Genomic DNA, 25,834 nt, shown 5'->3' on the forward strand with positions numbered 1-25,834 from the left:
GATACATTTATCATAAAAGTATGCTTATATCATAAAAGTATGCTTAAAAATTAAATTAAGGTGGCTAATACACAAACCAATTCAGCAATATCATGCTTACTATGCTGCGCGTTAATCGTAATGCGAAGCCTTGCTTGCCCTGCGGGTACAGTCGGTGGCCTTATCGCCCCAACTGCAAAGCCTAAATCAAAAAGTTTGCTCGCTATTAACACTGTCTTATTACTATCACCAATGAGAACAGGTTGAATAGCAGTGGTTGAATCGGTGAGTTCAATATTGTTTTTGCCACAAGCCTGCCTAAATTCGGCAATATTGGCATTCAAGGCTTCAAGCCTTTGTGGTTGTTCTTGGGTTAATTTTACTGCGGCTAGTGCCAAATATGCACTGGCAGGTGATAACGCTGTTGAATAGATATATTGGCGAGACTGAGCAACCATAAAATCAATCACTGCTTTGGGGCCTAATATGGCTGCGCCCTGACAACCAAGAGCTTTACCAAATGTCACCAATTGGATATCGCAAAACTTACCATTGGCTTGAGTTGGCGTGACCCCAAAGCCATGGGCATCATCAACCACAAGCAAACTATTATACTGCTGACACAAAAGCTGTAACGACTTTAATGGTGCTTTATCACCATCCATGCTGAAGACACTTTCGGTAATAACCACGCTATTGGGATTGCGTTCGAGTAGCTGCTTGGCATGATTTAAATCGTTATGTTTAAAGCGTTTAAAGACTGCCCCGCTATCTCTTACTCCATCAATGATTGATGCGTGAATAAGCTTATCGGCAATCACCACATTATTTGCATCAAATAGAGTTTTAATTAACGCTTGATTGGCGCTGAAGCCTGAGCAAAAAAGTAGCCCCGCTTCGTGTCCTGTGAGTTCACATAAACTCTGTTCTAATTGAAAATGTGCTTGGTTATAACCTGAAACTAACGGCGAGGCTTTACTGCCTACGCCATAGATTGTTGCCCCTTGTGTAAGGGCATCAACCATTTCATTGGCACTCGCTAATCCTAGGTAATCATTATGGCTAAAATCGATAACGCTTGGATTGCTATTGTCGTGAGACAATTTACGCTTTCTGAGTAAGCCATCATTATTCAGTTGCTGCATTCGCTGACTGATTTTATCTAAGATTGGATGACTTACCATATCAAAACCTATTAACGATTAAATTGCGCCAGCATCAAAAAACTGTTGAGTTGCTTTATCTTTTTTGGCATTTGCTTTGGCAAGTAAAGCACTGTCTGATTCGATATCAGCAGATGGACCTTGCTCAGGATGTAACCCCAAGCGTTTAAATAAAGTCATATCATCGTTTTCTTCAGGATTTGGTGTTGTCAGTAACTTACATCCGTAAAAGATCGAGTTTGCACCAGCAAAGAAACACATAGATTGCAGTTCATCGGTCATGTTCTCACGACCTGCAGATAAACGTACACGAGATTTAGGCATGATGATGCGCGCCACTGCAATCGTGCGCACAAATTCAAGTGGGTCTAAATCATCAATTTTTTCAAATGGTGTGCCTGCTACTTTAACAAGCATGTTAATAGGTACTGAATCTGGATGTTGTTCAAGGTTAGCTAGTTGCTGCAATAAACCTGCTCGGTCTGTTGCTTTCTCGCCCATGCCTACAATGCCGCCTGAACAGACCTTCATGCCAGATGCGCGAACATTTGATAGGGTATCAATACGGTTTTGGTATGTACGAGTCGTGATAACGTCGCCGTAGTACTCTGGCGATGTATCTAAATTATGGTTGTAGTAATCAAGGCCTGCACTGGCTAATTCATCAGCTTGATCAGGTGACAACATGCCTAAGGTCATGCAGGTTTCCATGCCTAACGCACGAACATCTTTCACCATTTGAGTTAAATAAGGCATGTCACGTTCACGCGGGTTACGCCAAGCTGCTCCCATACAAAAGCGTGATGCCCCTGCAGCTTTGGCACTTTTCGCTTCGGTAATCACTTTTTCGATTTCCAGTAAACGTTCTTTTTCAAGACCCGTGTCGTAGCGCGCACTTTGTGGGCAATATTTACAGTCTTCAGGACAAGCACCAGTTTTAATCGACAATAAACGACTAATTTGCACTTCGTTAGGATCAAAGGTTTCACGATGAATACTGTGAGCTTTAAACAGTAAATCATTCATTGGTAAAGCAAATAGTGCTTCAATTTCTGCTTTAGTCCAGTCGTGACGGATCGCTGACGATGACATGATTAATCCTTTTTTATTCATTTTATATTCACTTTATATTGGGTTAGGATACCTTCAGCGTTTAAACTGTCAATGCTACCAAGCACCACACCTTGACTAACGGTTAAAATATGAACAACTTAAATTCTCAACACTCTGACTCGACAATTAATTCCGAAATAGACTTTGCTTTCGATAAGCAACATATTTGGCACCCATACACTTCAATGAGCCAAGCTGCGAAAGTCACCGGGGTTCACTCAGCCGATGGTTGTGAATTAACCTTATCAGATGGCCAAGTAGTAATTGATGGCACTAGCTCTTGGTGGGCTTGTATTCATGGCTATAATCGTCCTGAAATTATTGAAGCCATGCAGCATCAATTAACCACATTAAGTCATGTGATGTTTGGCGGCATTACCCACGCACCTGCAATTAACTTGTGTAAGCGCTTAGTGGATATGACCAGTCCTAATCTGACCAAAGTGTTTCTAGCCGATTCAGGTTCGATTGCAGTAGAAGTTGCCATGAAAATGGCCATGCAATATTGGCAAGGTAAAAACCAGCCATTGAAACAACAATTGCTCACCGTTAAACGTGGTTATCATGGCGATACGTTTGCAGCCATGAGTGTCTGCGATCCTGATAATGGTATGCATACTATGTTTGGTAATGCTGTCACTGAACAATTATTTGCCCCCGCGCCGCAGTCAGACTTTAATCAGGCGTTGGTCAGTGGTGATACAGATGAATTAGAAGCGATTTTAATAGAAAATCACCACAAGATTGCCGCCCTTATTATTGAACCTATCATGCAGGCAGCTGGCGGAATGCACTTTTACTCAGCCGATTACTTAGTCGCTTTACGCGCCTTGTGTGATAAATACCAAGTGCTGTTAATTTTAGATGAAATAGCAACCGGTTTTGGCCGTATAGGTAAGCTGTTTGCCTATGAATATGCCAATATTGAAGCTGATATTTTATGTTTAGGTAAAGCGTTAACGGGTGGTTATATTAGTCTCGCCGCAACAATTTGTTCAGATGAAGTCGCAACCGGCATAAGTGACTCACCTGCAGGAGTCTTCATGCATGGCCCTACTTTCATGGGAAATCCATTAGCTTGCGCCGCTGCTGATGCCAGTTTAGCCATATTACAAACGGGCAAGTGGCAACAACAAGTCAGCGACATCGAATCGCAAATGACACTTGAACTCGCAGAGGCTATTCATTATCAACATGTAAAAGATGTGAGAGTGCTTGGCACTGTCGGTGTGATTGAAATGGACAGTGCAATTAATACCGGCGCACTTCAGCAAGCCTTTATTCAACTTGGAGTATGGATAAGACCCTTTGGTAATGTCATATATATCACCCCGCCCTACACCATTAGCTCAGTTCAGCTTACTAAGCTGACCACAGCAATGAAAACCATTGCTGCAGATATTACTCAAGAACAAAGCAGTGGTGATACTTTTAGTAATGGCTAGCTTTTTTAATGACAAAATTGCAGTAACGGCTGCCTTTTAACATAACTGACTTGTTATTATTCTGACTTTGAAATGCTGGCTGTGTTTAATCTCTGCAATTCATGCCAGTAAATAGTGCCAGTCAAAAGTTAAATACGGCTAGATTAAAGACCTGTTATCAGCTTTGATAACGGGTCTTTTCATTTAGAATAAAAATTATGGTTTATCGATTTAGCAAACAAATTTACGCTGAACTTATTCTGTATAAAGAGTCATTAACCCAAAAATCCTAACCAGAATCTGCGACAGTTTTAAATAATAAACAATCTAATGTGAATAACTATGATAATTGTTCTGAGGACATTAATTCCTGTGTCACAATAAACCATATTAAAGTTCAGTTATTAAGCTGATTCGCTCTCTTGCGCATTATCATCTAGCCATTTAAGGCTGCCTAATGGGTAACCTAAAAACCACTTACTGCGCTCTAATACGATACGGGTTTTAATATTTTTAATGCTTAACTCTGGACGATCTGATAATTCAGTACAAATTTCATTAAGCTTTTTGATATTTGGAAAACAACTAAGGGACATATAATCCACATCACCACTTAGCTGCATGCAATCCATAAATTCTGGAATGTCTTGAATCGCACTCACAAATCGGCGGCTAGAAGGCGCACTGTTGTCATGTAAGGTAAACTCGACATATGCCATTACGTGTTCACAAATTTGTTCTAAATTCACATCAGCGTGAAAGGTTCTAAAATAACCAGCTTCTTTCAGCGCTTTGACTCTTTGAAAACACGCACTGGGTGATAAGCTGACTTTATCGGCTAATTCGATATTAGTGAGATCGCCTTCAAGGTGAAGTGTGGCCAAAATTTTCTTATTGTAACTATCAATTTTTACTTTCTTTTTCATTTTCAGAAACCTAAGCCTATATTTACCTTGCCTATAATGGATTATCTCTCATTTGGTTGCAAAATTTCGTTAGTTTTATCTCAAAGCGATAATTTTTCACTGCATTTAAATAGCATTACAAAATATTATTTTTCCACAAAGCGCCACAATGGTTGTAACGGATATCACACATGCACAATATTTACATATTTATGCATATCAGCCTATGAGGGCAAACACATGAACCACAGCCATCGTCAGTTTTTTTCAAAAACAATTTTAGCCTCTGCCATCAGTTTATCTTTTATTAATATTGCTCATTCGGCAGAAGAGCAACAATCGAGCAATGCTGATACTGGTATTGAGCGAATTGAAGTAAGCGCTCGTGGCCGTGTGGAAACCCTGCAAAATGTACCTGACTCTGTTACCGCATTCAGTGGTGATATGATCCAAAATCAGCGCATTGAAAACTTTCGTGATGTTGCTGATCTGACCCCAAACTTAAGCCAATTAGATAACTTTCGCCCTGGTTTAGCGCGTATTACGATTCGAGGCCTCATCACCCCACAGGTAGGAGATGCGCCATTAGCGTTTGTCGTCGATGGCGTTACAGCCCCTGATTTAGAGTTTATCAACCAAGACTTAGTTGATATAGAACGTATCGAAGTGATGCGTGGTGCCCAAGGTGCGCTATACGGTAAAGGCGCTATCGGCGGCGCAGTCATTGTGACCACAAAAAAACCAACTGAAGAGTTGGAAGGTACGCTAAAAGGCTCATATGGTAATGGCAAGACCTATAATTTAAATGGTGTCGTCTCTGGTGCATTAAATGATGACAGTAGCGCTTTCTTTCGCGTCGGTGGCTACACCAAAAATTCAGATGGTTTAATTGATAATGTATTTTTAGATGAACAAGCAGATTATTTTTCCGAAGACTCGGTTTTTGGTCAGCTAGAGTTCGAATTAACTGACGATACCAGTTTAAATCTTCGCGGCAGATACACCACCAGCGACGCGGGTTTTGCTTATTATCAAGGTGTAACAGAGGAAACTGCTGAAGATTTTGATATTCCAACCTCTCAAAATATTCGTAATAACGATCAACGTGATGTTTATGAAGTCAGTGCAAAATTAACTCAACACTACGACCTTGGTACATTCGATTTAATCACAGCCTATAGCAGCTCTGAGAACAATCACTTTTACGATGGAGATTACTCGGCTGATCCAACCTTTATTGACGAAGAAGACTTTTTCCGTGCCCCATTTGGCACTGAAGGCCTATTTGATGTGAAATCATTCACGGTGGAATCTCGATTCACTTCTCAAAGTGACCAACCATTAAGATGGGCAGTATCTGCGTTTTATCAAGACAAAAAACGTGATAACACCATTAACTTCTTCGACGATTTCTTAGGTGATGTCCCGTTAGACAGAGATGACTTTACTGACGATATGATTTATCTGACCATTGCTGATAAAAATAGCAGTAAAGCCTGGGCACTATCAGGACAAATCAACTATGACATTACCGATAAACTTGAGTTGACTGCTGCGCTTAGATACGACAATGACAAGCGAGAGTCTTACGATCCTAATTATCCAGTAGACACATTTGCTGAAGATACATTCAGTGAGTGGCAACCTAAATTCACTTTAGCTTATCAAATGAACCAAGATTTATTACTTTATACCGGTTACTCAAAAGGCTTTAGAAGTGGTGGTTTTAATGAACCAGCAGAAGGAATTAATCGCGTATTTAATCAAGAAGTATCCGATAGCTATGAAGCGGGTTTTAAAACGACATTATTTTCAAATACAGTAACCTTAAACGGTGCAATCTTTATGATTTCACAATCTGATGCGCAAATTACCCAATTTAATGTTGATAGCTTTACCCTAGAAAATCTTGCTATCGATAAAGTAGAAACCAAAGGTGCAGAAGTTGAATTAGGTTGGGCTGCGACAGAGAATCTTGATGTGCGTTTTAATGCTGGCATTATTGATTCTGAAATTAAAGAGTTCTCTGATAGGCCTGAACTTGAAGGCTACTCACAAGTGTGGGTGCCTGAATACAGTTATACACTTTCAGCTAACCACTTCTTCCCTATTGGTGCTAATTGGTCAATCGTTTCGCGAGCAGATATTCAAGTACAGGGGCCACAATATTTTGATATTGAAATTCCCGATGTCACTTCATCAACGTTCACCTCTATTAACGCTGGCGTTGGTTTACAGTCTGACGATTGGACAGTACAACTTTATGTGAATAACCTTACCGATGAACGCACAATTGAAGATATCTTCTTTTATGGGGATGGCGTAACTGACTTAGCACGTATGCCAAACAAACCTCGTACCTATGGTATTGAAGCCATATATAATTTCTAATTCATTAATCATTAAATCAAAGGCCTCAATTGAGGCCTGTCGAGGGTTCATGTCAGTAAATCAGCCAGTACAACCAAATAGTCAGTCAAGCTCGGCACCATCAAATGCTGATAAATCAAATTATGATGGATTACTTGACGACTATGCCACCAGCCCTGTTCCTTTACATAAAACCGTAGGTGGCATCCGTATTGGAATGATTAATGGCGGCCTTGCCTTTGCTGTTCCTGGACTCATTACTGGCTTAGAATTAGGCGGCGCACTCGGTATAACACAAAGTATTTATGCATTCTTAATAGGTGGTGTCATTCTATCTGTGCTCGGTGCGATAACGGGCTTAGTAGGCATGCATAACCGCTTAGCATCATGTATGACGATGAAGTTTGTGTTTGGTACAAAAGGCGCCAACCTGCTTACTTTGGCATTTGTCTTGTCTTTACTTGGCTGGTACGGCGTTAACATCAATTTGTTTAGCGAAGTATCGCAAAGCTTAATACTGCAAATGTTTAATTTTACCTTTCCTATCTGGGCGTTAGAGATCTCTGCAGGGGTCCTTATTACGCTGACCACTATCTGGGGCTTTTCGCTTATTGAAAAAGTATCCAGTTTGTTTGTTCCCGTACTGTTTATATTGACCGCATATATGCTTTACAAGAGTTTTGGCTACGTGCTCCCCGCGACAGAAACTGCAGCACAGACTAACCAAATGGACACTATTTCACTTAGTTTTGGTGAGGCTGTATCCGCCGTGGTCGGAAGTTTTATCGTCAGTGTGGTACTGATGCCTGACTTTACTCGATTCGCTAAAACCAAAACCGATACTGTTGTCGCCTCATTCCTGCCCTTTTTACTGCTAAATACATTTGTGTATATTGCTGCGGCAATGGCTGGCTTAGCAGTTCAGCAAAATGACATTTTACAAGTGATGCTTACGCTTGGAATTGGTACATTAGCCTTTATATTATTAATCATGTCCAGCTGGGTCACTAATGTAGTTAACCTTTATAGTGCAGCATTAGGATTTAATGCCATTAATGCTAACTGGGAAGAATGGAAAATTATCGTAGTGGCTGGTGTACTGGGTACTATCGTTGCTTCATTCAATCTATTAGCAAACTTTACCGACTTTTTATTTAGTTTATCGATCATTTTCACGCCTGTTGCTGCTATTTATGTCGTCGATTTTTTTATCCTTCGCAGACAAAAAACTTATCAATTAGCACAAATTTCTCATTTACCTGCAATAAATTATTTAGCCGTTATAGCTTGGGGAATTGGTATTTCGACCTCGCTACTCGTCAATAACGGTTATTTCACTTTTACTGGAATTGAAGTGTGCGATGCAATCATCATCACAATGCCGAGTTATTACCTATTGATGAAAGTTTGGCAAAAAAATCGTTTGTCTCGCTCAAACTAAACCATCATTTGTTTTGTGTAGTCGCCACTTTTGAAAACATATTTTTTAGCTAGTCCCTAACATTAACGCGGTTAGCCCCTTTTGACTTTCCCTTAACCTATAGCTTAAGAGATGTATACGATGAAAACACTGACTCGATTAGACTTATCAGACATATTGCACGGTTGCGCTATTTTAGGAACTGGTGGGGGGGGTGAGCTTGACGAGGGCTTCTATTATATTGATAAAGCACTCGCAGAAGGTAAAACCTTTAACTTAGTCAGTGTTGATGATGTGCCAACAGGTAAAAAAATCTGCACTCCTTATATGCTCGGTGCATTATCACCACTCACAGTAGAGGAAGAGCAGGAATATACGCGTCTGCCTAAGTCAAATAGCAGCTCAATCATGACCGCTTTCAGACGCTTAGAAAAATACACGGGCGATGAATTCTACGGCACCATTTGTTGTGAATTAGGCGGTTCAAATACCGCTATCTCATTCTACGTTGCTGCAATGGCAAATGGCTATATTATTGATGCTGATGTAGCAGGACGAGCAGTGCCAGAGATAACCCATTCAACTTACTATTTTAATAATATTCCAGCAGCACCAATAGTCACAGCTAATGAGTTTGGTGAGTGTTTTATCTGTGAAAATGTCATAGATGATTTACGCGCTGAAAGCGTTGTCCGTGCTTTATCTATGATAAGTCGCAATGACATTGCCGCGATTGATCATGCTATGCCCATTGAGCAAGTAAAAAATGCCGTCATTAAAGGAACAATTTCTAAATCATTAGCGATTGGTCAGGCTTATCGTCTAGCCAAAGAACAAAGCGAAGATATTGCAACTGCGATAGCAAGTCACGGTGAAGGTTATGTGGCATTCAGAGGTGTGGTCACTGATTTTAACTTTAAAACCCAAGATGGCTTTACTATAGGCGAAGTATTTATTGACGGAACGGGTGAATATAAGAACAACCGTTACCATATCGAAGTAAAAAATGAGAACCTTGTGGTTAGGGTCAATGACAAGGTTGATATCACTATTCCTGACTTAATTTGCAGCTTAGATATGGATAACTTAACCCCTATTACCAATCCTAATTATCATAAACAGATGAACGTGGCCATTGTAGTACTTCCCGCACCTAAAGAGTTCATCACTGAGCGCGGACTTTCAGCTTTTGGACCTGCTTACGTCGGGATCGATACCCCTTACCAACCTGCCGTTACACGTTATTTTGCTAACAAATGAGACTGCATTAACTAAAAACTAATCTCATTAACTAAATTGCTGAACTTGATATTGAGTTCCGCAATTAATCCCTCTGCCAATGTTTAACAACTATTTATATTGAGCACCAATATGTTAATTTTTCACAGGTTCGTTACATTATTACAAGTTTGAAAAATCCTCGCCTGAAATTGCAAGTTTTTAAATATGAGTTTAACACCTGTTTTATAAGTACTTTTTACAACATCACCTAATTTAAACTTGATTTATTTCAATTAAAATCTAGGACTACGTGAATAAGTTCTGTAATAAAAACAACACCAACTGGTATTACCAATACGTAGGTTGATACATTACCAAAATTTAGACAACTGTATTTAAACTATCAAAGCCCCACATCTACAGCACGACCGCCTACACAGATTAAATCCCATAAAAACAGATAGATAAATCAGAATATAGCTCAGAGCAGGCCCCTGTCTTAGCACTACTAAAGAACAGCCAGTATCGTTCATAAATAGCGACAAACCAAGAAAGATTAGACCTTGGTATACCAATGTGAACATTTTGGTAATAATAGGTTGCATTCGAATTACCCTTGTTATATAAATGTTGCTGTTGATAAAAACAACAACAATTGGTCATACCAAAGGGTAATGTATGACCTGATACCATTCTTGGGGGAATTATGAAGCTGAATAAAATAAGTGCCATGTTTAGTGACACTAAAAGTAAAGCGACTAATATATCGATTTTCGGTGCTGCATTAACAGCACTGTTAACACTACCAGCTTACGCTGCAGAACCAACTGAACAAGCAGATACTGATGACATCGAAGTGATTGCTGTTAAAGGTATCTTCGGTAGTTTAAAAGCGGCAAACTTAATGAAACGAACTGATGATCGTATCGTTGACGCTATTGTTGCTGAAGACATAGGTAAGCTACCAGATAACAACATTGCAGAAGCATTACAACGTATTACAGGTGTTTCAATTGGCACTGACTTTGGTGTTGGTGAATCTGTCACAATTCGTGGTGTATCAGAAAACCTTGTACTACTTAATGGCCGTTCAACTGCTGGCGCTGGCCGTGGCGGTATCGGGTTAGATGACTTCCCATCAAGTTTCTTAAAAACAGTAGAAGTGATTAAGTCACCGACTCCTGACATGATTGAAGGTGCCTTGGGGGGTACTGTCAACATGAAAACGATTCGTCCATTAGAACTTTCAGAGCCTCTAGTAGCGATAACGTTAGACGGTGAATACGCAGACAAAACAGAAAATACAGCACCTAATTTCTCTATGGGTATTGGTAATAACTGGGACCTCGGTGATGCGGGTTCATTTGGTGCGTCAGCTAACTTAGCTTATCTAGATCGTGAATTACGCCGTGATGAGTTTTTTAGCAAAGTAGATTTACAAGACAATATTGACATTGATGGTGACGGTATTGTTGATGATTCTGGTGGACCAAATGGTAAATACCTGCGTCGTACTCAGAATACAGTAGAGCAAAAAACAGAAGAACGTGAACGTACTGCTTATGGTATCTCGCTACAATGGGAACCTGTGAGTGCAGAAGCTAATATTTATCTTGATTTGAATGCCACAAAGCTTGACGGTGGTCAATCAGCGTACTCTATTCTTGATGTGGGCGGTTCTAGCGTCGCTAGAAGTGATTCATACTATGATAGTAATGGTGAGTTACATAACTACGATTTAGATGGCGTATTAGTGATTCCAAAAACATGGAGTGACTTCACTACATCGGATACCACTTCACACGCTATTGGCGGTGAATGGTTCTTAACAGATTCAATTGAAATTTCTGCTGAGTACTCTTTATCAAAATCTGAAGAAAAACAAACAGCAAACGAATTCAACTTACGTCCTATCGAACGTACCGATCCTACAACTGATTTAGTGACTCACACCAGTACGAGTAGCTCTTATTCAGGTGGCGGCATTCCTGGTTATATGTATGCCGACTCGGGTATGTTAACTAACCCTGATAACTTAGTGTTCCGTGAATTTTTCCACAAAACACTTGAAACAGACAATGAAGAGCAAGCACTTCGCTTTGACTTTAAAATGTCTGATATCGGTGTAGATTGGGTATCAGCGGTTAAAGCTGGTGTTCGCTTTACTGATAGAGACTACACAGCTAATCGTTATGATCTTAAGCCAATTAATGGCAATACCACGCTAAAAGATTCATATAAGAAAGCCGTTGATGATAATGGTAATTTTGCGCCAATCTGGATTGATAATGCGCTTCTTAGCGACAGCATGAACATTGTCAATTTAAATAACTCATTTGATCAAACAGGTGTGAACGGTCAAAACGATTTATTAACATACAATGTTTACGATGCTGATCAGTTGCAAAATACTGAAGCAACTTATGAACTTGTTAAGCAAATGCTTGCAGGCACGTCTTATGCTATGAACGGCTCTTTAGCTGACAACATGGTAGAAGATAATGGTGCATATAAAGAAATTAATGAGAAAACCAGCGCGATTTATGCTCAATTCCATTTGGATTTCGACGACCTAACAGCGGTATTCGGTGGTCGTTATATTCAAACAGAACTTGAATCAAGTGTTGTTGCATCGGTTGATGCTGATGGTAATAAAGTTTTAGATACAGGTAAAAATGATTATTCGGATTTCCTACCTAGCTTAAACGTAACTTATACGTTAACTGACGAAACCTTAATGCGTTTCGCAGCTGCTAAAGTAATGCGTCGTGCAGACTTTGATGAATTAAGCCCTGCATTATCAATTGATAACTCGTTAGTGACTGGTACTCAAGGTTCTTACCAACTTGAGCCATACCGTGTAACGCAATATGATTTCTCGGTTGAGCATTACTTTGGAGACGGTGGTCTAGTTTCTGCTGCACTTTTCTATAAAGATGTTAACTCATTTACCCAAACTGACAGCAGCTGTTTAGCAGATGCAAGCACTGTCTCAGGTCAAAACACCACTGAGTGGGGCAACATTTGTTTACTCGACACAGCAGGACAAAGCCAAGGCGATGTTAACTTTGCTACAGAAGATCAAGGTTTAGCTTACGTTGACCAACAAAAAGCGGCTGGCCAAACGGGTATCGTAATCGATACTGACGTTAATGGCGGTAGCGGTGAAGTAAAAGGTATTGAATTAGCTTATCAACAGCAGTTTACCTTCTTACCTGGTTTCTGGTCTGGTTTTGGTGTTAATGCCAACTATACCTATGCAGATAGTGCACAGCCTGACGGTAACCCTCTTCTAAATATTTCAGAAAATACGGCTAACGGTCAAATTTACTGGGAAAATGAAGATCTTCAGTTCCGTTTAGCATACAACTGGCGTGACCGTTACTTATATTCACAAGCTGAAAAACGTGTTCAAACAGTGGGTGCTTTAGGTTATAACGTATTTAACCAAAATGACCCTACTGCAGACAACTTTGATGCAACTGTGGGTAACAACTACCGTGAAGCGCGTGGTCAGTTTGATTTCTCTGCTAGCTGGGATATCAATGAACACTTTGCTGTTGTCGGTAACGTTGTGAACTTAACAGGTGAACCAATTGAGTACACAACTGAGCTAGGTTCAGTATGGAAATACAGTGAATCAGATCGTCGTTACACTCTAGGTCTACGCGCTAGATTCTAATTTAGCCACACCTTCGAAGAGAGCCTATTAAACATTAATGGGCTCTCTTAAATAAATACAAATAGCCACACCACTTTGTTTACTTCAAAAAACAACCAACATCACAAAATCACAAATTGGTAAACCAATTAAGAAAATTGGTCAGTAATAGTTTGGCTTTACAGTCTTATTGTAATACAATTAAAAAATCAGAAGTAAGTAAAGAATTCGAATCATTAATTGAATATATAAAGCCAACACTGAAATTCAGTCATCGCTTTATAAAAATAACTTAGCACGCCTATTCTAGATGCTAGATTTTATTAGCATTCGGATAGCATTTACCAATATATTTAGGAGTTAGATATGACAAAGCCTGTCATTGGTTTCATCGGACTTGGCCTTATGGGCGGCAACATGGTTGAGAACCTTCAAAAGAGAGGTTATCAAGTCAATGTAATGGATCTTAGTGCAGAAGCTGTTGCTCGTGTTATTGACCGTGGTAACGCAACTGCCTTTACTTCAGCAAAAGAACTAGCAGCAGCGAGTGACGTTGTTCAATTCTGTTTAACAACTTCAGCTGTTGTTGAAAAAATTGTTTACGGTGATGACGGTGTTTTAGCCGGTATTAAAGAAGGATCTGTATTAGTTGACTTCGGTACTTCTATCCCTGCTTCTACTAAGAAAATCGGTGCTGCACTAGCAGAAAAAGGCGCAGGCATGATTGATGCACCTTTAGGCCGTACTCCTGCACACGCTAAAGATGGTCTATTAAACATCATGGCTGCTGGCGAAATGGAAACATTCAACAAAGTTAAAGCGCTTTTAGAAGAGCAAGGCGAGAATGTATTCCACCTAGGTGCATTAGGTGCTGGTCATACTACGAAGTTAATTAACAACTTCATGGGCATGACAACCGTTGCAACTATGTCTCAAGCATTTGCTGTAGCAAAACTTGCTGGTGTTGACGGACAACAACTGTTTGACATTATGTCAGCTGGTCCTTCTAACTCACCTTTCATGCAGTTCTGTAAGTTCTACGCTGTAGACGGTGAAGAAAAATTAGGTTTCTCTGTTGCTAACGCAAACAAAGATCTTGGTTACTTCCTTGCAATGTGTGAAGACTTAGGTACTAAGTCTTTAATCGCTCAAGGTACTTCAACAAGCTTACAAGAAGCGGTTGATGCAGGTATGGGTCAGAATGACGTACCAGTAATTTTTGATTACTTCACTAAACTAGCAAAGTAATTTAAAACTGACTCAAAAAACCTTACTAGGGTGTCACTGTTTGAACAGTCACACTCGGTAAGGTTTTTTTATGCCTGTAATATCCCTTAGTCTATCATTGCCACATACCTAATTTGCTCAGTGATTCTAAATAACCAGTTTTGAATATTGGGATATACTGACAAGTCAAAACCGCCTTCATGAGCAACATGAGTGTATGCATAAAGGGCAATATCAGCCAAAGTAAATTGCTCCCCTATCATAAACGGCTTAGCCAGAAGCTCTTTATCGAGCAAACTTAATATCTGCTCACCTTTCTCATGTAACACAATATATTCAGATTGACGTTCAGCAGGCATATTTTGATAAAACTGAATAAAACGCGCCACTGCGATGCAAGGTTCGTGTGTGTATTGCTCATAAAACATCCATTGATACATTAATGCCTTGTCGAATGTATCATGAGGGATCAACTGCGAACCTTCAGCTAAGTAACCAATGATTGCGTTTGATTCAGCCAATATTTTGCCATCAGGCAATTCAATAATGGGGACTTTACCTTGTGGGCTTTTAGTTAAAAAATCAGAGGTTTGCGTCTCCCCTTTAAGTAAGTCTACGTTTTTCCACTGATAGTCTATGTTGAGTAAACTAAGAGTTAACTTAATTTTGTAACAGTTACCTGACTTTTCATCCCCAAAGACTGTAATCATTCTTCATCCTTTCAATTTGTTTTTTCAATACTTAAGTCTGTGACTTATTATCTAAAAATTTTATTTTACTAGGCTTGAAATAAGTGCCCTCAGCGCTGCGGGTTTTACCATTTTCGCCATATAGTGATAGCCACGTTTTTGAACATCATCAACGAGATCTTTATTAGTATTGGCTGTAATCAAAATGCCAGGTAGATGCTCACCATAACGAGAGCGAATACCGTCCATCGCATCCACGCCATTTTGGTCATTATCTAAGTGATAATCCGCTAACACAATATCTGGTGCCACGCCTTTTAAGCCCAGCTTAATACGTGCATCGGCTAAATCAGAGGCGCAAACCACTTCACATTTCCAGCGGGTTAATAAACTTTCAAGCCCTGCTAAAATAGCTTCTTCATTATCAATACATAACACTTTCACCCCCGCTAACGGTTGAGTTAATGTTGGTACTGGCTTTATCACTTTCTCGCTAACCGTTTCTCCAAGGGGCACAATTATCGAAAATACAGAGCCCTGGCCGAGCTTTGAGCTCACTTGAATTTGATGGTCGAGTACTTTGCTTATTCTATCTGCAATCGCCAACCCTAACCCCAATCCGCTGACATTACGGCTACTAGGATGATTTAGCCGTTTAAATTCTTTAAAGATTTCTTCGGTTTCGTTTTCGTCAATGCCACAGCCTGTATCCAATACTTGGATCTCAACAAAATCACCACGGCGGCGACAACCAAGCAATACTTGACCACCTTTGGCGTAACGATAAGCATTGGTTAAGAAGTTTTGTAAAATACGTCTTAATAAGGATAAATCAGAATTAATCGTGGCATTACAAGGCATCATGTTAAATCGAATTTGATTATCTTTCGCCATCGCCTCAAACTCTACTGCTAAACCATTTAACAGTTCTCCCAATGCGAAATCTCGGCGATTAACTTCGACCATGCCTGAATCAAGCTTAGAAATATCGAGTAAATCCGTTAATAGCTCACCAGCTGTGCGCAAAGAGTTATTAATATGCGAAATGGTGGTTTTACCTTCCAAATCCAAATTTGGATATTGAGCAAGCGAAGCGGTAAATAATCGAGCGGCATTTAAAGGTTGCATCAAGTCATGACCAACAGCTGCTAAGAAACGACTTTTCGAGGCATTAGCAAGCTCTTCTTGGGCTTTAGCCTCAAGCAGTTCACTGTTAAGCATCGCCAGTTCATAAGTACGCTCTTGCACACGAGTTTCTAAGGTTTCATTCGCTTCAATTAATGCTTTTTCTTGTAGGCGATATTGCGTAATGTCAGTAAAGGTCATTACAAAGCCACCATCAGGCATTGGATTACCTTGTATCTTAATGACTTTGCCATCACGGCGCTGACGCTCAGAAGTATGCTCTGTGCCATTACGCATGTGTTGCACCCGAATATCAACTTGAGTTTCGATATCTCCTTCACCGCAATAACCTCTAGCAGCATTAAAGCGAACCACTTCACTAATCGGCATACCTTGCTGTAAAAAACCTTCAGGATAATCATACAGCTCAGCATATTTAAAGTTCCATGCAACAAGGTTTAAGTCTTTATCGACAACACTCATACCTTCATATGCATGCTCAATCGCACCACGAAGCATGTCTTGGCTTAAAATGATTTTTGAAGAGGCTTCATCCACTAAGCTGAACACTTCATCAAGGGCTAAGTCACGACCTTGTAGAACAGAATCCATGACCAATGAGGCACTTGAAGCACCTAACACACCTGCCAGCATATGTTCTGTGTGAGAAATAAGCGGCTCCCCTGCCACTTTGTGCCACGAGTCACTGCGCACTGCGTCGGGTGAAAATTTACTAAAGCTCTCATAAGCCCGAGTAGGACTGACAAATCGACTCGCAAGGATTAATAAATCTTGCTGTGAAATAGCACCATGTTTACGGTTAGCATCTTTTTTATCGCCCTGCTTATTAACCCCAGGATTAATAAAGTGACTTGCTTGAATACGTTCAGCGACACCGGCTCTAAACCATAAAGAACCTAAAACATAACAAATTACATTGGCTAAAAGTGCAATCAAGGTATCAGCAACTTCAGGGCTGATTGAAGCTAATAATCCTGTGTCTCCGCCAAGTCCGACACTGCCTTCAAATAAAATATAACACCAAAGCGAAAAGCCAACCGCTAAACCAAGAAACACCCCAGAGCGGTTACCATACTTCCAATACATTCCGCCTAATAAAGCCGGTGCTAATTGCGCAAATGCACCAAAAGATAACTGACCAAGATGTGATAATGACTCACTATTACCAAACAATAGGTAACTTAAGTAACCTAACGCCAGAATGATAACGATGGCTAAACGGCGTGCGTTTAATAAGAATCTAGCAAACTGATTAAAATTGGTACCGTTAACGCGCCCAGTACGTAGCATAAATGGGACTAACCATTCATTACTTATCATTACACTAATGGTCACAACCGCTACGATGACCATCCCTGTAGCAGCAGATAAGGTACCCAGTAGTGCAATAACCGCAAGCACGGGTTGATCGAGTGCTAACGGCAGATTAATCACATAAGTGTCAGCAGCAACGTTATCTCCTAGCAATAAGGTGCCAGCTAAAGCAAGCGGAGCAACAAACAAACCAAACATGGCGAGGTATAGCGGAAATATCCATCGCGCTTTATTCAGTACAGTTTCTTCAGCACACTCTACGACCATCACGTGGAACTGACGTGGCATACACATAAAGGCCGCAATACCCACCAACATTTCGGGTAAAAATGAAACAATATTCAAATTACCTTTTTTAATAATGTCCTTTTCTGATGCTTGTTGCCAAATGTCGCCAAAGCCATCAAAAAAACCATAGGTAATCACAAAACCAACAATCAAAAAAGCGGCTAATTTGACTAATGACTCAAATGCAATTGCCACCATCATGCCAGGGTTATGCTCGGTAGCATCTAGCTTTCTTGTGCCAAATAAAATCGCAAAAATGGCTAAAACGAAGGTGATTAATAAAGGGACACTCACAGGACTGAGTGGCTGATTATCGGGTTGAAAAAGATTTAAACTAAATACCATCGCTTTAAGTTGTAAGGCGATGTAAGGCATTATTCCAAATAAAGCAATTAAGGTAACGATGGCGGCTAAGGTCTGAGATTTACCATATCGCGCAGCAATAAAATCAGCAACAGAGGTAATATTTTGTGCTTTTGAGATGATAACCATCTTGCGCAGTACCCCAAAACCTAGGGTAAAGACCAGTATCGGACCTAAATATATTGGTAAAAATGACCATAAATCGTTTGCAGATTGACCTACTGTGCCCAAAAAACTCCATGACGAACAATAAACCGCTAGACTTAAGCCGTATATCCAAACCTGCACCTTTTTGGTGATCTTGCTAAACCACCGCTCAGCACCCCATGCCAAGATGAACAGTAAAGAAACATAGCAAATTGCAATGACAGCAACGACTAAGGTTAAATTCATGGCTTTCTCTTCTTATTATATTTGCTTAATAATTGGGCAATAATTCTGTATCAATTTGATGCCATGCTAACATGCGCAACAGGTTAAATATTAAGGATATTTTAAAACTAGACCAAGGTCTAATAGTGTTAACCTCACCTTGCAGACGATACTTTCGTAACGCTAAATTCGACAAAGGGAAGCCATATGAGCTCGCAGTCTCTCTATAAAGTACCAGCAGATTTTGCAACCAACGCACTGGTAGACAATGATACCTATAAGAAAATGTACCAAGAATCTGTGGTAAATCCAGAAGGTTTTTGGAGAGAACACGGTAAGCGTATTGATTGGATCAAACCCTACACCAAAATTAAGAAAACATCATTTGATGATCATAACCTTTCCATCAATTGGTTTTATGACGGTACATTAAACGCATCAGCGAACTGTTTAGATCGCCACCTTGAAAAAAATGGCGACCGCGTTGCCATTATCTGGGAAGGTGATGATGCCAGTGAACAACGCAAAATAACCTACCGTGAGCTTCATACTGATGTATGTAAGTTTGCTAACGCCCTGCGCAGCCAAGGTGTTTGTAAAGGCGATGTAGTCACCATTTATATGCCTATGGTGCCAGAAGCTGCCGTAGCAATGTTAGCTTGTGCCCGCATCGGTGCTGTTCACTCTGTAGTCTTTGGTGGTTTCTCACCTGACTCAATTGCATCACGTGTGATTGATGGTAATTCAAAAGTTCTTATTACTGCCGATGAAGGTATACGTGGTGGTCGTAAGATTCCGTTAAAGCGCAGCATTGATGATGCACTGAATAATCCAGATGTTGATTGCGTTGAAAAAGTTATCGTACTTAACCGAACAGGTGGCGACATCGATTGGGTTGAAGGTCGTGATATTTGGTGGAGCGATGTAATGGCAACAGCTTCAGAGCATTGCCAAGCAGAAGAAATGGGCGCTGAAGACCCGCTTTTCCTACTTTATACATCAGGCTCAACCGGTAACCCTAAAGGTGTGTTACACACCACGGGTGGTTACATGGTTTATGCGTCAATGACTCACGAATATGTATTTGATTACAAAGAAGGTGAAGTGTACTGGTGTACTGCTGATGTGGGTTGGATTACCGGCCACTCGTACATGGTATACGGCCCGCTTGCTAATGGCGCAACCGTACTAATTCATGAAGGTGTTCCTAACTCCCCAGGCCCTTCTCGTTTAGGCGAAATGATTGACCGTCATAAGGTTAATATTCTTTATACTGCTCCGACATTAATCCGTGCATTAATGGCTGAAGGTAAAGAGCAGTTTGAAGGTTTTGATGGCAGCTCGTTACGTGTTATGGGCTCAGTGGGCGAACCAATTAACCCTGAGGCATGGCGTTGGTACCACGAAGTGATTGGTCATGAATCTTGCCCTATTGTCGATACTTGGTGGCAAACAGAAACTGGCGGTATTTTAATTAGCCCACTTCCTGGCGCGACGGACGCAAAACCAGGTTCTGCAACTCGTCCGTTCTTTGGCGTGCAACCTGCACTAGTCGATAACATGGGCAATATTTTAGATGGCGCAATCGAAGGTAACTTGGTCATCCTAGATTCATGGCCTGGCCAGATGCGCACTGTTTATGGCGACCATGATCGTTTTGCACTGACCTACTTTAAAACCTTTAGAGGCATGTACTTCACTGGTGACGGTGCTCGTCGTGATGAAGATGGCTATTACTGGATCACAGGTCGTGTCGATGACGTTATCAATGTTTCTGGTCACCGATTAGGTACTGCAGAAGTTGAAAGTGCCCTCGTTTCACATGAGCTAGTTGCTGAAGCTGCTGTAGTTGGTTACCCCCATGACATCAAGGGCCAAGGCATCTACGCTTATGTGACACTTACTAAAGGCGTTGAAGAAACTGAAGAACTTCGTCAAGGTCTGCGCCAATGGGTTCGTAAAGAAATTGGCGCCTTAGCAACCCCTGATTTAATTCAATGGGCTGGCGGCTTACCTAAAACACGTTCAGGCAAAATTATGCGTCGATTCCTACGTAAAATTGCCGCTAACGAAGTGACGAATTTGGGTGACTCTTCAACTCTGGCAGATCCAGCGGTAATCGATACCCTTATCGAATCCCGTTTAAACAAAACCGAATAATACTGACGAAGTCTATTTATCAGTTTGTTCGTAACCATTACGTCCTACCCACCTAGAGAGTCTTGACCAGACTCTCATTGCCCCCTCAATTGAGGGGGCTTTTTTATGTTAAAGCTCAGCTTAAGCAAATCGTAATAACCTAACATCCACAGCGTTACGTGATAAAGTAACCCCTCAATTATCTTTTCAACACATTCAACAATAACGAGTTTATGTCAGTAACAATTTCGCTTCGTGATTATCAGCAAGACTCAGTCAATGCTGCCATAGCCCATTTTAAACAAAGCAATGACTCAGCGGTGCTGGTATTACCCACTGGCGCAGGCAAAAGCATCGTCATCGCTGAGCTTGCACGTATTGCACGTGGAAATGTTTTAGTGCTCACTCACGTCAAAGAGTTAGTGGCACAAAATGCCGAAAAAGTGGGTTTACTAACCGAAGAAGCCAGTATTTATTCTGCAGGACTCAATCAAAAAAAAGCCGTTGGTAAAACCGTTGTTGCCAGTGTTCAATCTGCAGCAAGAGCGCCTGAAAAATTCAATCAGCTTTTTTCTTTGGTGATCATTGATGAGTGTCACCGTGTGAGTAACGATGAAAATAGCCAATATTGGCAACTGCTGGCTCATTTAAAAAAACGTAACCCACAGCTTAAATTATTAGGCTTAACCGCTACACCATATCGCCTAGGTTTAGGTTGGATATATCGTCACCATTACCATGGCAAAGTAGGCAACACTGAAAAGCCGATTTTTGAAAAATGTATATTTGAACTGCCTATGCGGCCTTTAATCAAGCAAGGATATTTAACTGCACCTAAGATTTTTGATGGCTTAAGTGCCCAATACGACTTTAGCCAACTCTCGCCATCAGAAACTGGCGAGTATCAACAAAAAGAAGTCGACGACCTACTCAATCATCAAGGTCGTGCAACCACAGCAATTATCAAACAAGTTCTACAACTTGCAGAGCACCGTAAAGGCGTGCTTATTTTTGCAGCTACGGTTAGGCATGCAAAAGAAATCATTAAATTGCTGGCAGATGATGCCGCTTTAATTACTGCTGATACTCCTCATATTGAGCGTGATGAAATAATTACTCGCTTTAAACAACAGCAACTCAAATTTATTGTTAACGTTGCAGTATTAACCACTGGCTTTGACGCCCCTCATGTAGACTTAATTGCGATTTTAAGACCCACAGCATCAGTGAGCTTATTTCAACAGATGATTGGCCGAGGGCTCCGTTTAGCGCCTGATAAAGACGATTGCCTAGTCATTGATTACGCTGCAAATGGCTATGACTTGTACTTCCCCGAAGTTGGCCAAGTGAAAACCAACAGTAAATCTGTTCCTGTGCAAGTTCATTGCCCTGTTTGTCAGTTTGCCAACACCTTTTGGGGATTAGTTGATAGTGACGGCGATATTGTTGAGCACTTTGGCAGGCGGTGCCAAGGCTTAATAGAAAATACTCATGATAAGCAGAGGCACCAATGTGACTTTCGATTCAGGTCAAAATCCTGTCCTGATTGCGGCGCTGAGAATGATATTGCCGCTCGTATATGCCAAACCTGTCAATCAACATTGATAGATCCTGATAAACGCTTGAAGCAAGTCTTATCTTCTCAACATCACCATCTCTTTAAATGCCAAGAAATGCAGCTAACGGCAGACGACAACAAATTGATCGTGCAATACTTCGATATTGAAGCCAATGACTTCAAAGAAACCTTTAGAATGGAAACCCCTGCCCAGCGCCGCGCTTTATTCGCTATCTTTATCGCGCCGCACTCAAGAGCGCCAGGAATGAAGCACCCACAATATAAAACCCCTCAACAGCTTGTTGCTCAAATCGACAGATTTAAAAAACCAGATTTGCTGCTGCTTAAAAAACAAAAACATAAATGGGATTTAGTGGAGAAGTTTTTTGACTATAAAGGCCGATATAAAACCATTAATGAATAACGTAGTCTATATATTGTAAAGTTCTAATTTTAGATAGATTACCAGTAAGCAACAGTAAAGAGCGTTAAAAGGAATTGAAATGAATGATGGAAAAAGTTTTCAAGATATACAAACTTTAGTGATTGAATTAATCACACGAATATCAAATAATGGTTTTAAAAGTGAAAAAGAAAATGTTTCAAGTACAATTATTGAGTTACAAGATTTTATAGCCTCTAACCTTTACGACACTGCAACTGAAAGAAAAGAGGTAGAAGCAGACATAAAAACATTGCTCAAAATGAGGAAAGAATATAAAAGTTTACGTAACTTAAATATTTTGTCTTTTACCATTGTCCCTTTGTCTTTTGCCGTAGCTACATTCATTTTCTTAATGATAGTTAGCGATGTAAGGATGGGGTATTCAAAAGAGCAAATTGATCAAAGTATTCGAGTCATGATTGTAAATAATTCGGATTTAACAACATTAGATTTTGCTCTTAAAAACCCTCGAATTGATAACCCATCACGAACAACAAAGTTTGAGAGATATCCCGATAATGTCAATTTGAATGATGTACTCATGTCTTTGAAAGCAGAACACTACACTCAAACAAACCCCGAGACTCAATTCTTAAATAAATTGAACGCAATTATCATTGAGCACAATGAAGTAGATCCATTTTCAAAACTTCTAAATCACCAAAAAGATTTATTTGATAACGTTCGATTCAAAGCTAAAGGCTCTTATAACGATATAGATGATGATATCAATAAAATAGCTCAAGAATTATACAGCAAAAATAAATTGGTGGATGAATATTTGGATAAATCAAATTTGTCGTTTTGGGTGTCGGTTTTTGGTCTCGTAATTGCCCTACTAACAACATTAGTCCAGTTTATCGCTACTAGGAAAAATAAATACGTACTTCAAAAGTTATAATAATGCCTGAGTCGAATAGAAAGTTTTTTGACTATAAAGGTCGTTATAAAACCATTAATGAAAGTAGTTTTTAGTCGAGTTAGCTATAAATTATCAATTCGATAAAACTTATGGTATAAATCGTCAAATCAAAAAAAGGAGTCACTATGTTTGTTGTAATTTTTGGCCGTCCAGGCTGTCCATATTGTGTACGTGCAGTTGAATTATCAGAAAAATTAACTGAACAACGTGACGGTTTTAAATTTAAATACGTAGACATTCATGCTGAAGGTATTTCTAAAGCTGATTTAGAAAAAACAGTGGGTAAGCCTGTTGAAACTGTACCGCAAATCTTCGTAGATGAAGTTCATGTTGGCGGTTACACTGAATTTGAACAATACGTTCGCTCAAATAACTTACTAGGCTAAATCGTTCATAACGACGGGTTTATTGGTTATTAAACGAAAAAGGGTTAATTCTAATGAATTAACCCTTTTTTAATGCAACTAATTTATCGGGAAAAGTTGCTGTTTATCATCAATCTTAAAGCACATATTTAGCCGAGAATAAGATACGGCTTAAATCGCCATCACTGCCATCTTCTCGTTCATTCATTGCATACATATATTCAACACCAAACGTGAGTGGCTTAGTTGGTGAATACAGCAAGTTAATATAGCTAGAATATGATTCAGCATTCACTTGGTCGCTTGATAGCATAGTATCGTTATCTGCTTTAAAAGCTGACACGGTTACACTTGTACGCCACTTATCATTCCACCAGTGACGGTAAGCTGCATAACCACCATATGAACTAATGGTTTGTATTTCGCCAGATGCATCTAGATTACCCGCATTAGCATAGTTAAGTGCCATATAACGACCTAAACCTTCACCGTATGTCGCTGAAAATTTAAAATCGTCTCCACCTACAGGAATGATGCCTGCGATGCTAGCGCCGTAGCCCATTTCAGTTGAGTCAACAGCTTGTGTACCAACATTTTGTTCTACGTTTAACTGACGTAAAATACCCGCAACAGAGATAGCTGTGCCACCTTCTGTTTTAAAGTTATAACGTGCAACAACATCAGGGACAATTCCGCTACCACTGGTTAAGCGAGATGCTGTTTGGTATTGGTTAACGGTTGTTTCTGGGTTTTCTACTGCTAATTGGAATCCGCCATTGGTGTAACGGATCATTGCTTGACGCACAAACGGTGTACCTTCAGCGGCGCCAACAAAATCTAAGTTTTCAGGTAATGCACCTGGGTTTTGGAATGTGGTCCATGTCTGACCTACAGTCCAATTGTCATAGCTTATAAATGCTTGGCGAATACGCGGCGAATAACTATTAGAAACACGCTCGTTACCATCGGTATGCGTCATAAAGTCTAATTCAATAAACCCCGTTAATTTATGACCATCAAAGTCAGACACTGTTTTGAAATTAAATCGAGTTTCACGGGCTTGAAAATCGACAACTTGATTGCCGTTTCCTTCCTCACCATAAATAGTACCAGGTACATAAAACTGACGAGATAAACTACCTGAGTCTGGCGCCCCATTACCATAATCACTGAACATCACATCAGCTTTCACGTAACCACCAAACTTCATTTCTGTATCCGCATAACTAACATTGGTTAATGCCAGCATCGAAATACCAATTGCTAAACTCAATTTTGCTTGTTTCATCATGCTCTCCCTGTTCTTATCATCCATTGCAATATGACCCACATAACAAATAAGCAACATTAGCAATAGGTCTATTAGACAAAAGTAGATGAGAAAAGGCTAAATTGAATCGGCGAGGTAGATTGAACCTAAAGCAAGCTGTTAATAGCTTTAAGGTTTACATAAAAATGTAGAATGAAACTTTAAAGATAAAATACCATTCAAAAACAGTACTTAAGACTGATGCACAAAATTTGACAAAAACGAGATGCTAACAACTATTTAAAAACTAGCTTTTATTAGCCAATAAAGTTTTTAAAAAAAGAAAGAGTTAAAGATTGATAAAAAATAATGATTTACTTGGAAGGTTCTGAATTAAAGCCAAACGGGCAATCTCACTTTCAGAAAAGTGGTGGGTCGTGAAGGATTCGAACCTTCGACCAATTGGTTAAAAGCCAACTGCTCTACCAACTGAGCTAACGA

At 40.1% G+C, this 25,834-nt stretch carries 16 protein-coding genes; 10 read left to right on the forward strand and 6 right to left on the reverse strand.

Annotated features, from left to right (window positions below; genetic code table 11):
* Positions 1-50: 50 nt before the first annotated feature.
* Together Q4600_RS11135 and bioB are read right to left on the reverse strand one after the other, a co-directional pair.
* Complete coding sequence (locus Q4600_RS11135) at positions 51-1,163, reverse strand: 8-amino-7-oxononanoate synthase (protein WP_303516252.1); 1,113 nt, start codon at positions 1,161-1,163, stop codon at positions 51-53.
* An 18-nt stretch (positions 1,164-1,181) separates the two neighbouring features.
* The gene (bioB, locus tag Q4600_RS11140) at positions 1,182-2,234 is read right to left on the reverse strand and encodes a biotin synthase BioB (protein ID WP_102528380.1); all 1,053 of its coding nucleotides are present in this window, start codon (positions 2,232-2,234) and stop codon (positions 1,182-1,184) included.
* 110 nt (positions 2,235-2,344) lie between these two features.
* On the opposite strand from bioB, the gene bioA reads away from it, so the two are divergent.
* On the forward strand, positions 2,345-3,700 hold the full coding sequence (bioA, locus tag Q4600_RS11145) for an adenosylmethionine--8-amino-7-oxononanoate transaminase (RefSeq protein ID WP_303516254.1): 1,356 nt from the start codon (positions 2,345-2,347) through the stop codon (positions 3,698-3,700).
* A gap of 383 nt (positions 3,701-4,083) precedes the next feature.
* On the opposite strand, the gene Q4600_RS11150 is transcribed toward bioA, so the two are convergent.
* Positions 4,084-4,605: an Lrp/AsnC family transcriptional regulator gene (locus tag Q4600_RS11150; protein WP_303516256.1), complete on the reverse strand. Its 522-nt coding sequence runs from the start codon at positions 4,603-4,605 to the stop codon at positions 4,084-4,086.
* Between the two features lie 219 nt (positions 4,606-4,824).
* Here Q4600_RS11150 and Q4600_RS11155 point away from each other — a divergent pair, with 219 nt between their 5' ends.
* The 5 genes from Q4600_RS11155 (at position 4,825) to Q4600_RS11175 (ending at position 14,504) form a co-directional block, all read left to right on the forward strand.
* Positions 4,825-6,975, forward strand: a complete 2,151-nt coding sequence (locus Q4600_RS11155) for a TonB-dependent receptor (protein ID WP_303516258.1) — start codon at positions 4,825-4,827, stop codon at positions 6,973-6,975.
* Between the two features lie 49 nt (positions 6,976-7,024).
* Positions 7,025-8,395 carry a cytosine permease gene (locus Q4600_RS11160; protein WP_303516260.1) on the forward strand — a complete coding sequence of 457 codons (1,371 nt, stop codon included), beginning with the start codon at positions 7,025-7,027 and terminating at the stop codon, positions 8,393-8,395.
* 120 nt (positions 8,396-8,515) lie between these two features.
* On the forward strand, positions 8,516-9,634 hold the full coding sequence (locus tag Q4600_RS11165; RefSeq protein WP_303516262.1) for a DUF917 domain-containing protein: 1,119 nt from the start codon (positions 8,516-8,518) through the stop codon (positions 9,632-9,634).
* Between the two features lie 667 nt (positions 9,635-10,301).
* Positions 10,302-13,277: a TonB-dependent receptor gene (locus tag Q4600_RS11170; RefSeq protein ID WP_102528375.1), complete on the forward strand. Its 2,976-nt coding sequence runs from the start codon at positions 10,302-10,304 to the stop codon at positions 13,275-13,277.
* Positions 13,278-13,622: 345 nt separating this feature from the next.
* Positions 13,623-14,504, forward strand: coding sequence for an NAD(P)-dependent oxidoreductase (locus Q4600_RS11175; RefSeq protein ID WP_102528374.1), 882 nt, complete (start codon positions 13,623-13,625; stop codon positions 14,502-14,504).
* 86 nt (positions 14,505-14,590) lie between these two features.
* On the opposite strand, the gene Q4600_RS11180 is transcribed toward Q4600_RS11175, so the two are convergent.
* Positions 14,591-15,193: a glutathione S-transferase family protein gene (locus Q4600_RS11180; protein ID WP_368501606.1), complete on the reverse strand. Its 603-nt coding sequence runs from the start codon at positions 15,191-15,193 to the stop codon at positions 14,591-14,593.
* Positions 15,194-15,253: 60 nt separating this feature from the next.
* Positions 15,254-18,676 (reverse strand): PAS domain-containing hybrid sensor histidine kinase/response regulator, encoded by a 3,423-nt coding sequence (locus Q4600_RS11185; protein ID WP_248955390.1) that lies wholly within the window; start codon positions 18,674-18,676, stop codon positions 15,254-15,256.
* A gap of 186 nt (positions 18,677-18,862) precedes the next feature.
* Between Q4600_RS11185 and acs the strand changes: the two genes are divergently transcribed.
* From acs to Q4600_RS11205, 4 genes are all read left to right on the forward strand, one after another.
* The gene (acs, locus tag Q4600_RS11190) at positions 18,863-20,815 is read left to right on the forward strand and encodes an acetate--CoA ligase (protein WP_303516266.1); all 1,953 of its coding nucleotides are present in this window, start codon (positions 18,863-18,865) and stop codon (positions 20,813-20,815) included.
* Between the two features lie 212 nt (positions 20,816-21,027).
* A complete protein-coding gene (locus tag Q4600_RS11195) occupies positions 21,028-22,776 on the forward strand; it encodes a DEAD/DEAH box helicase (protein ID WP_303516268.1) in 1,749 nt (582 codons plus the stop codon).
* A gap of 79 nt (positions 22,777-22,855) precedes the next feature.
* Positions 22,856-23,698 carry a hypothetical protein gene (locus Q4600_RS11200; RefSeq protein ID WP_303516269.1) on the forward strand — a complete coding sequence of 281 codons (843 nt, stop codon included), beginning with the start codon at positions 22,856-22,858 and terminating at the stop codon, positions 23,696-23,698.
* Positions 23,699-23,844: 146 nt separating this feature from the next.
* Positions 23,845-24,105 carry a GrxA family glutaredoxin gene (locus Q4600_RS11205; protein WP_055026330.1) on the forward strand — a complete coding sequence of 87 codons (261 nt, stop codon included), beginning with the start codon at positions 23,845-23,847 and terminating at the stop codon, positions 24,103-24,105.
* Between the two features lie 115 nt (positions 24,106-24,220).
* Here the strand turns inward: Q4600_RS11205 and Q4600_RS11210 are convergent, their stop codons facing one another.
* The gene (locus Q4600_RS11210; RefSeq protein ID WP_303516271.1) at positions 24,221-25,372 is read right to left on the reverse strand and encodes a DcaP family trimeric outer membrane transporter; all 1,152 of its coding nucleotides are present in this window, start codon (positions 25,370-25,372) and stop codon (positions 24,221-24,223) included.
* Between the last annotated feature and the right edge of the window lie 462 nt (positions 25,373-25,834).

The sequence above is a fragment of the Shewanella sp. 2_MG-2023 genome (assembly GCF_030548905.1).
GTDB classification, from domain to species: Bacteria; Pseudomonadota; Gammaproteobacteria; order Enterobacterales; family Shewanellaceae; genus Shewanella; species Shewanella electrodiphila.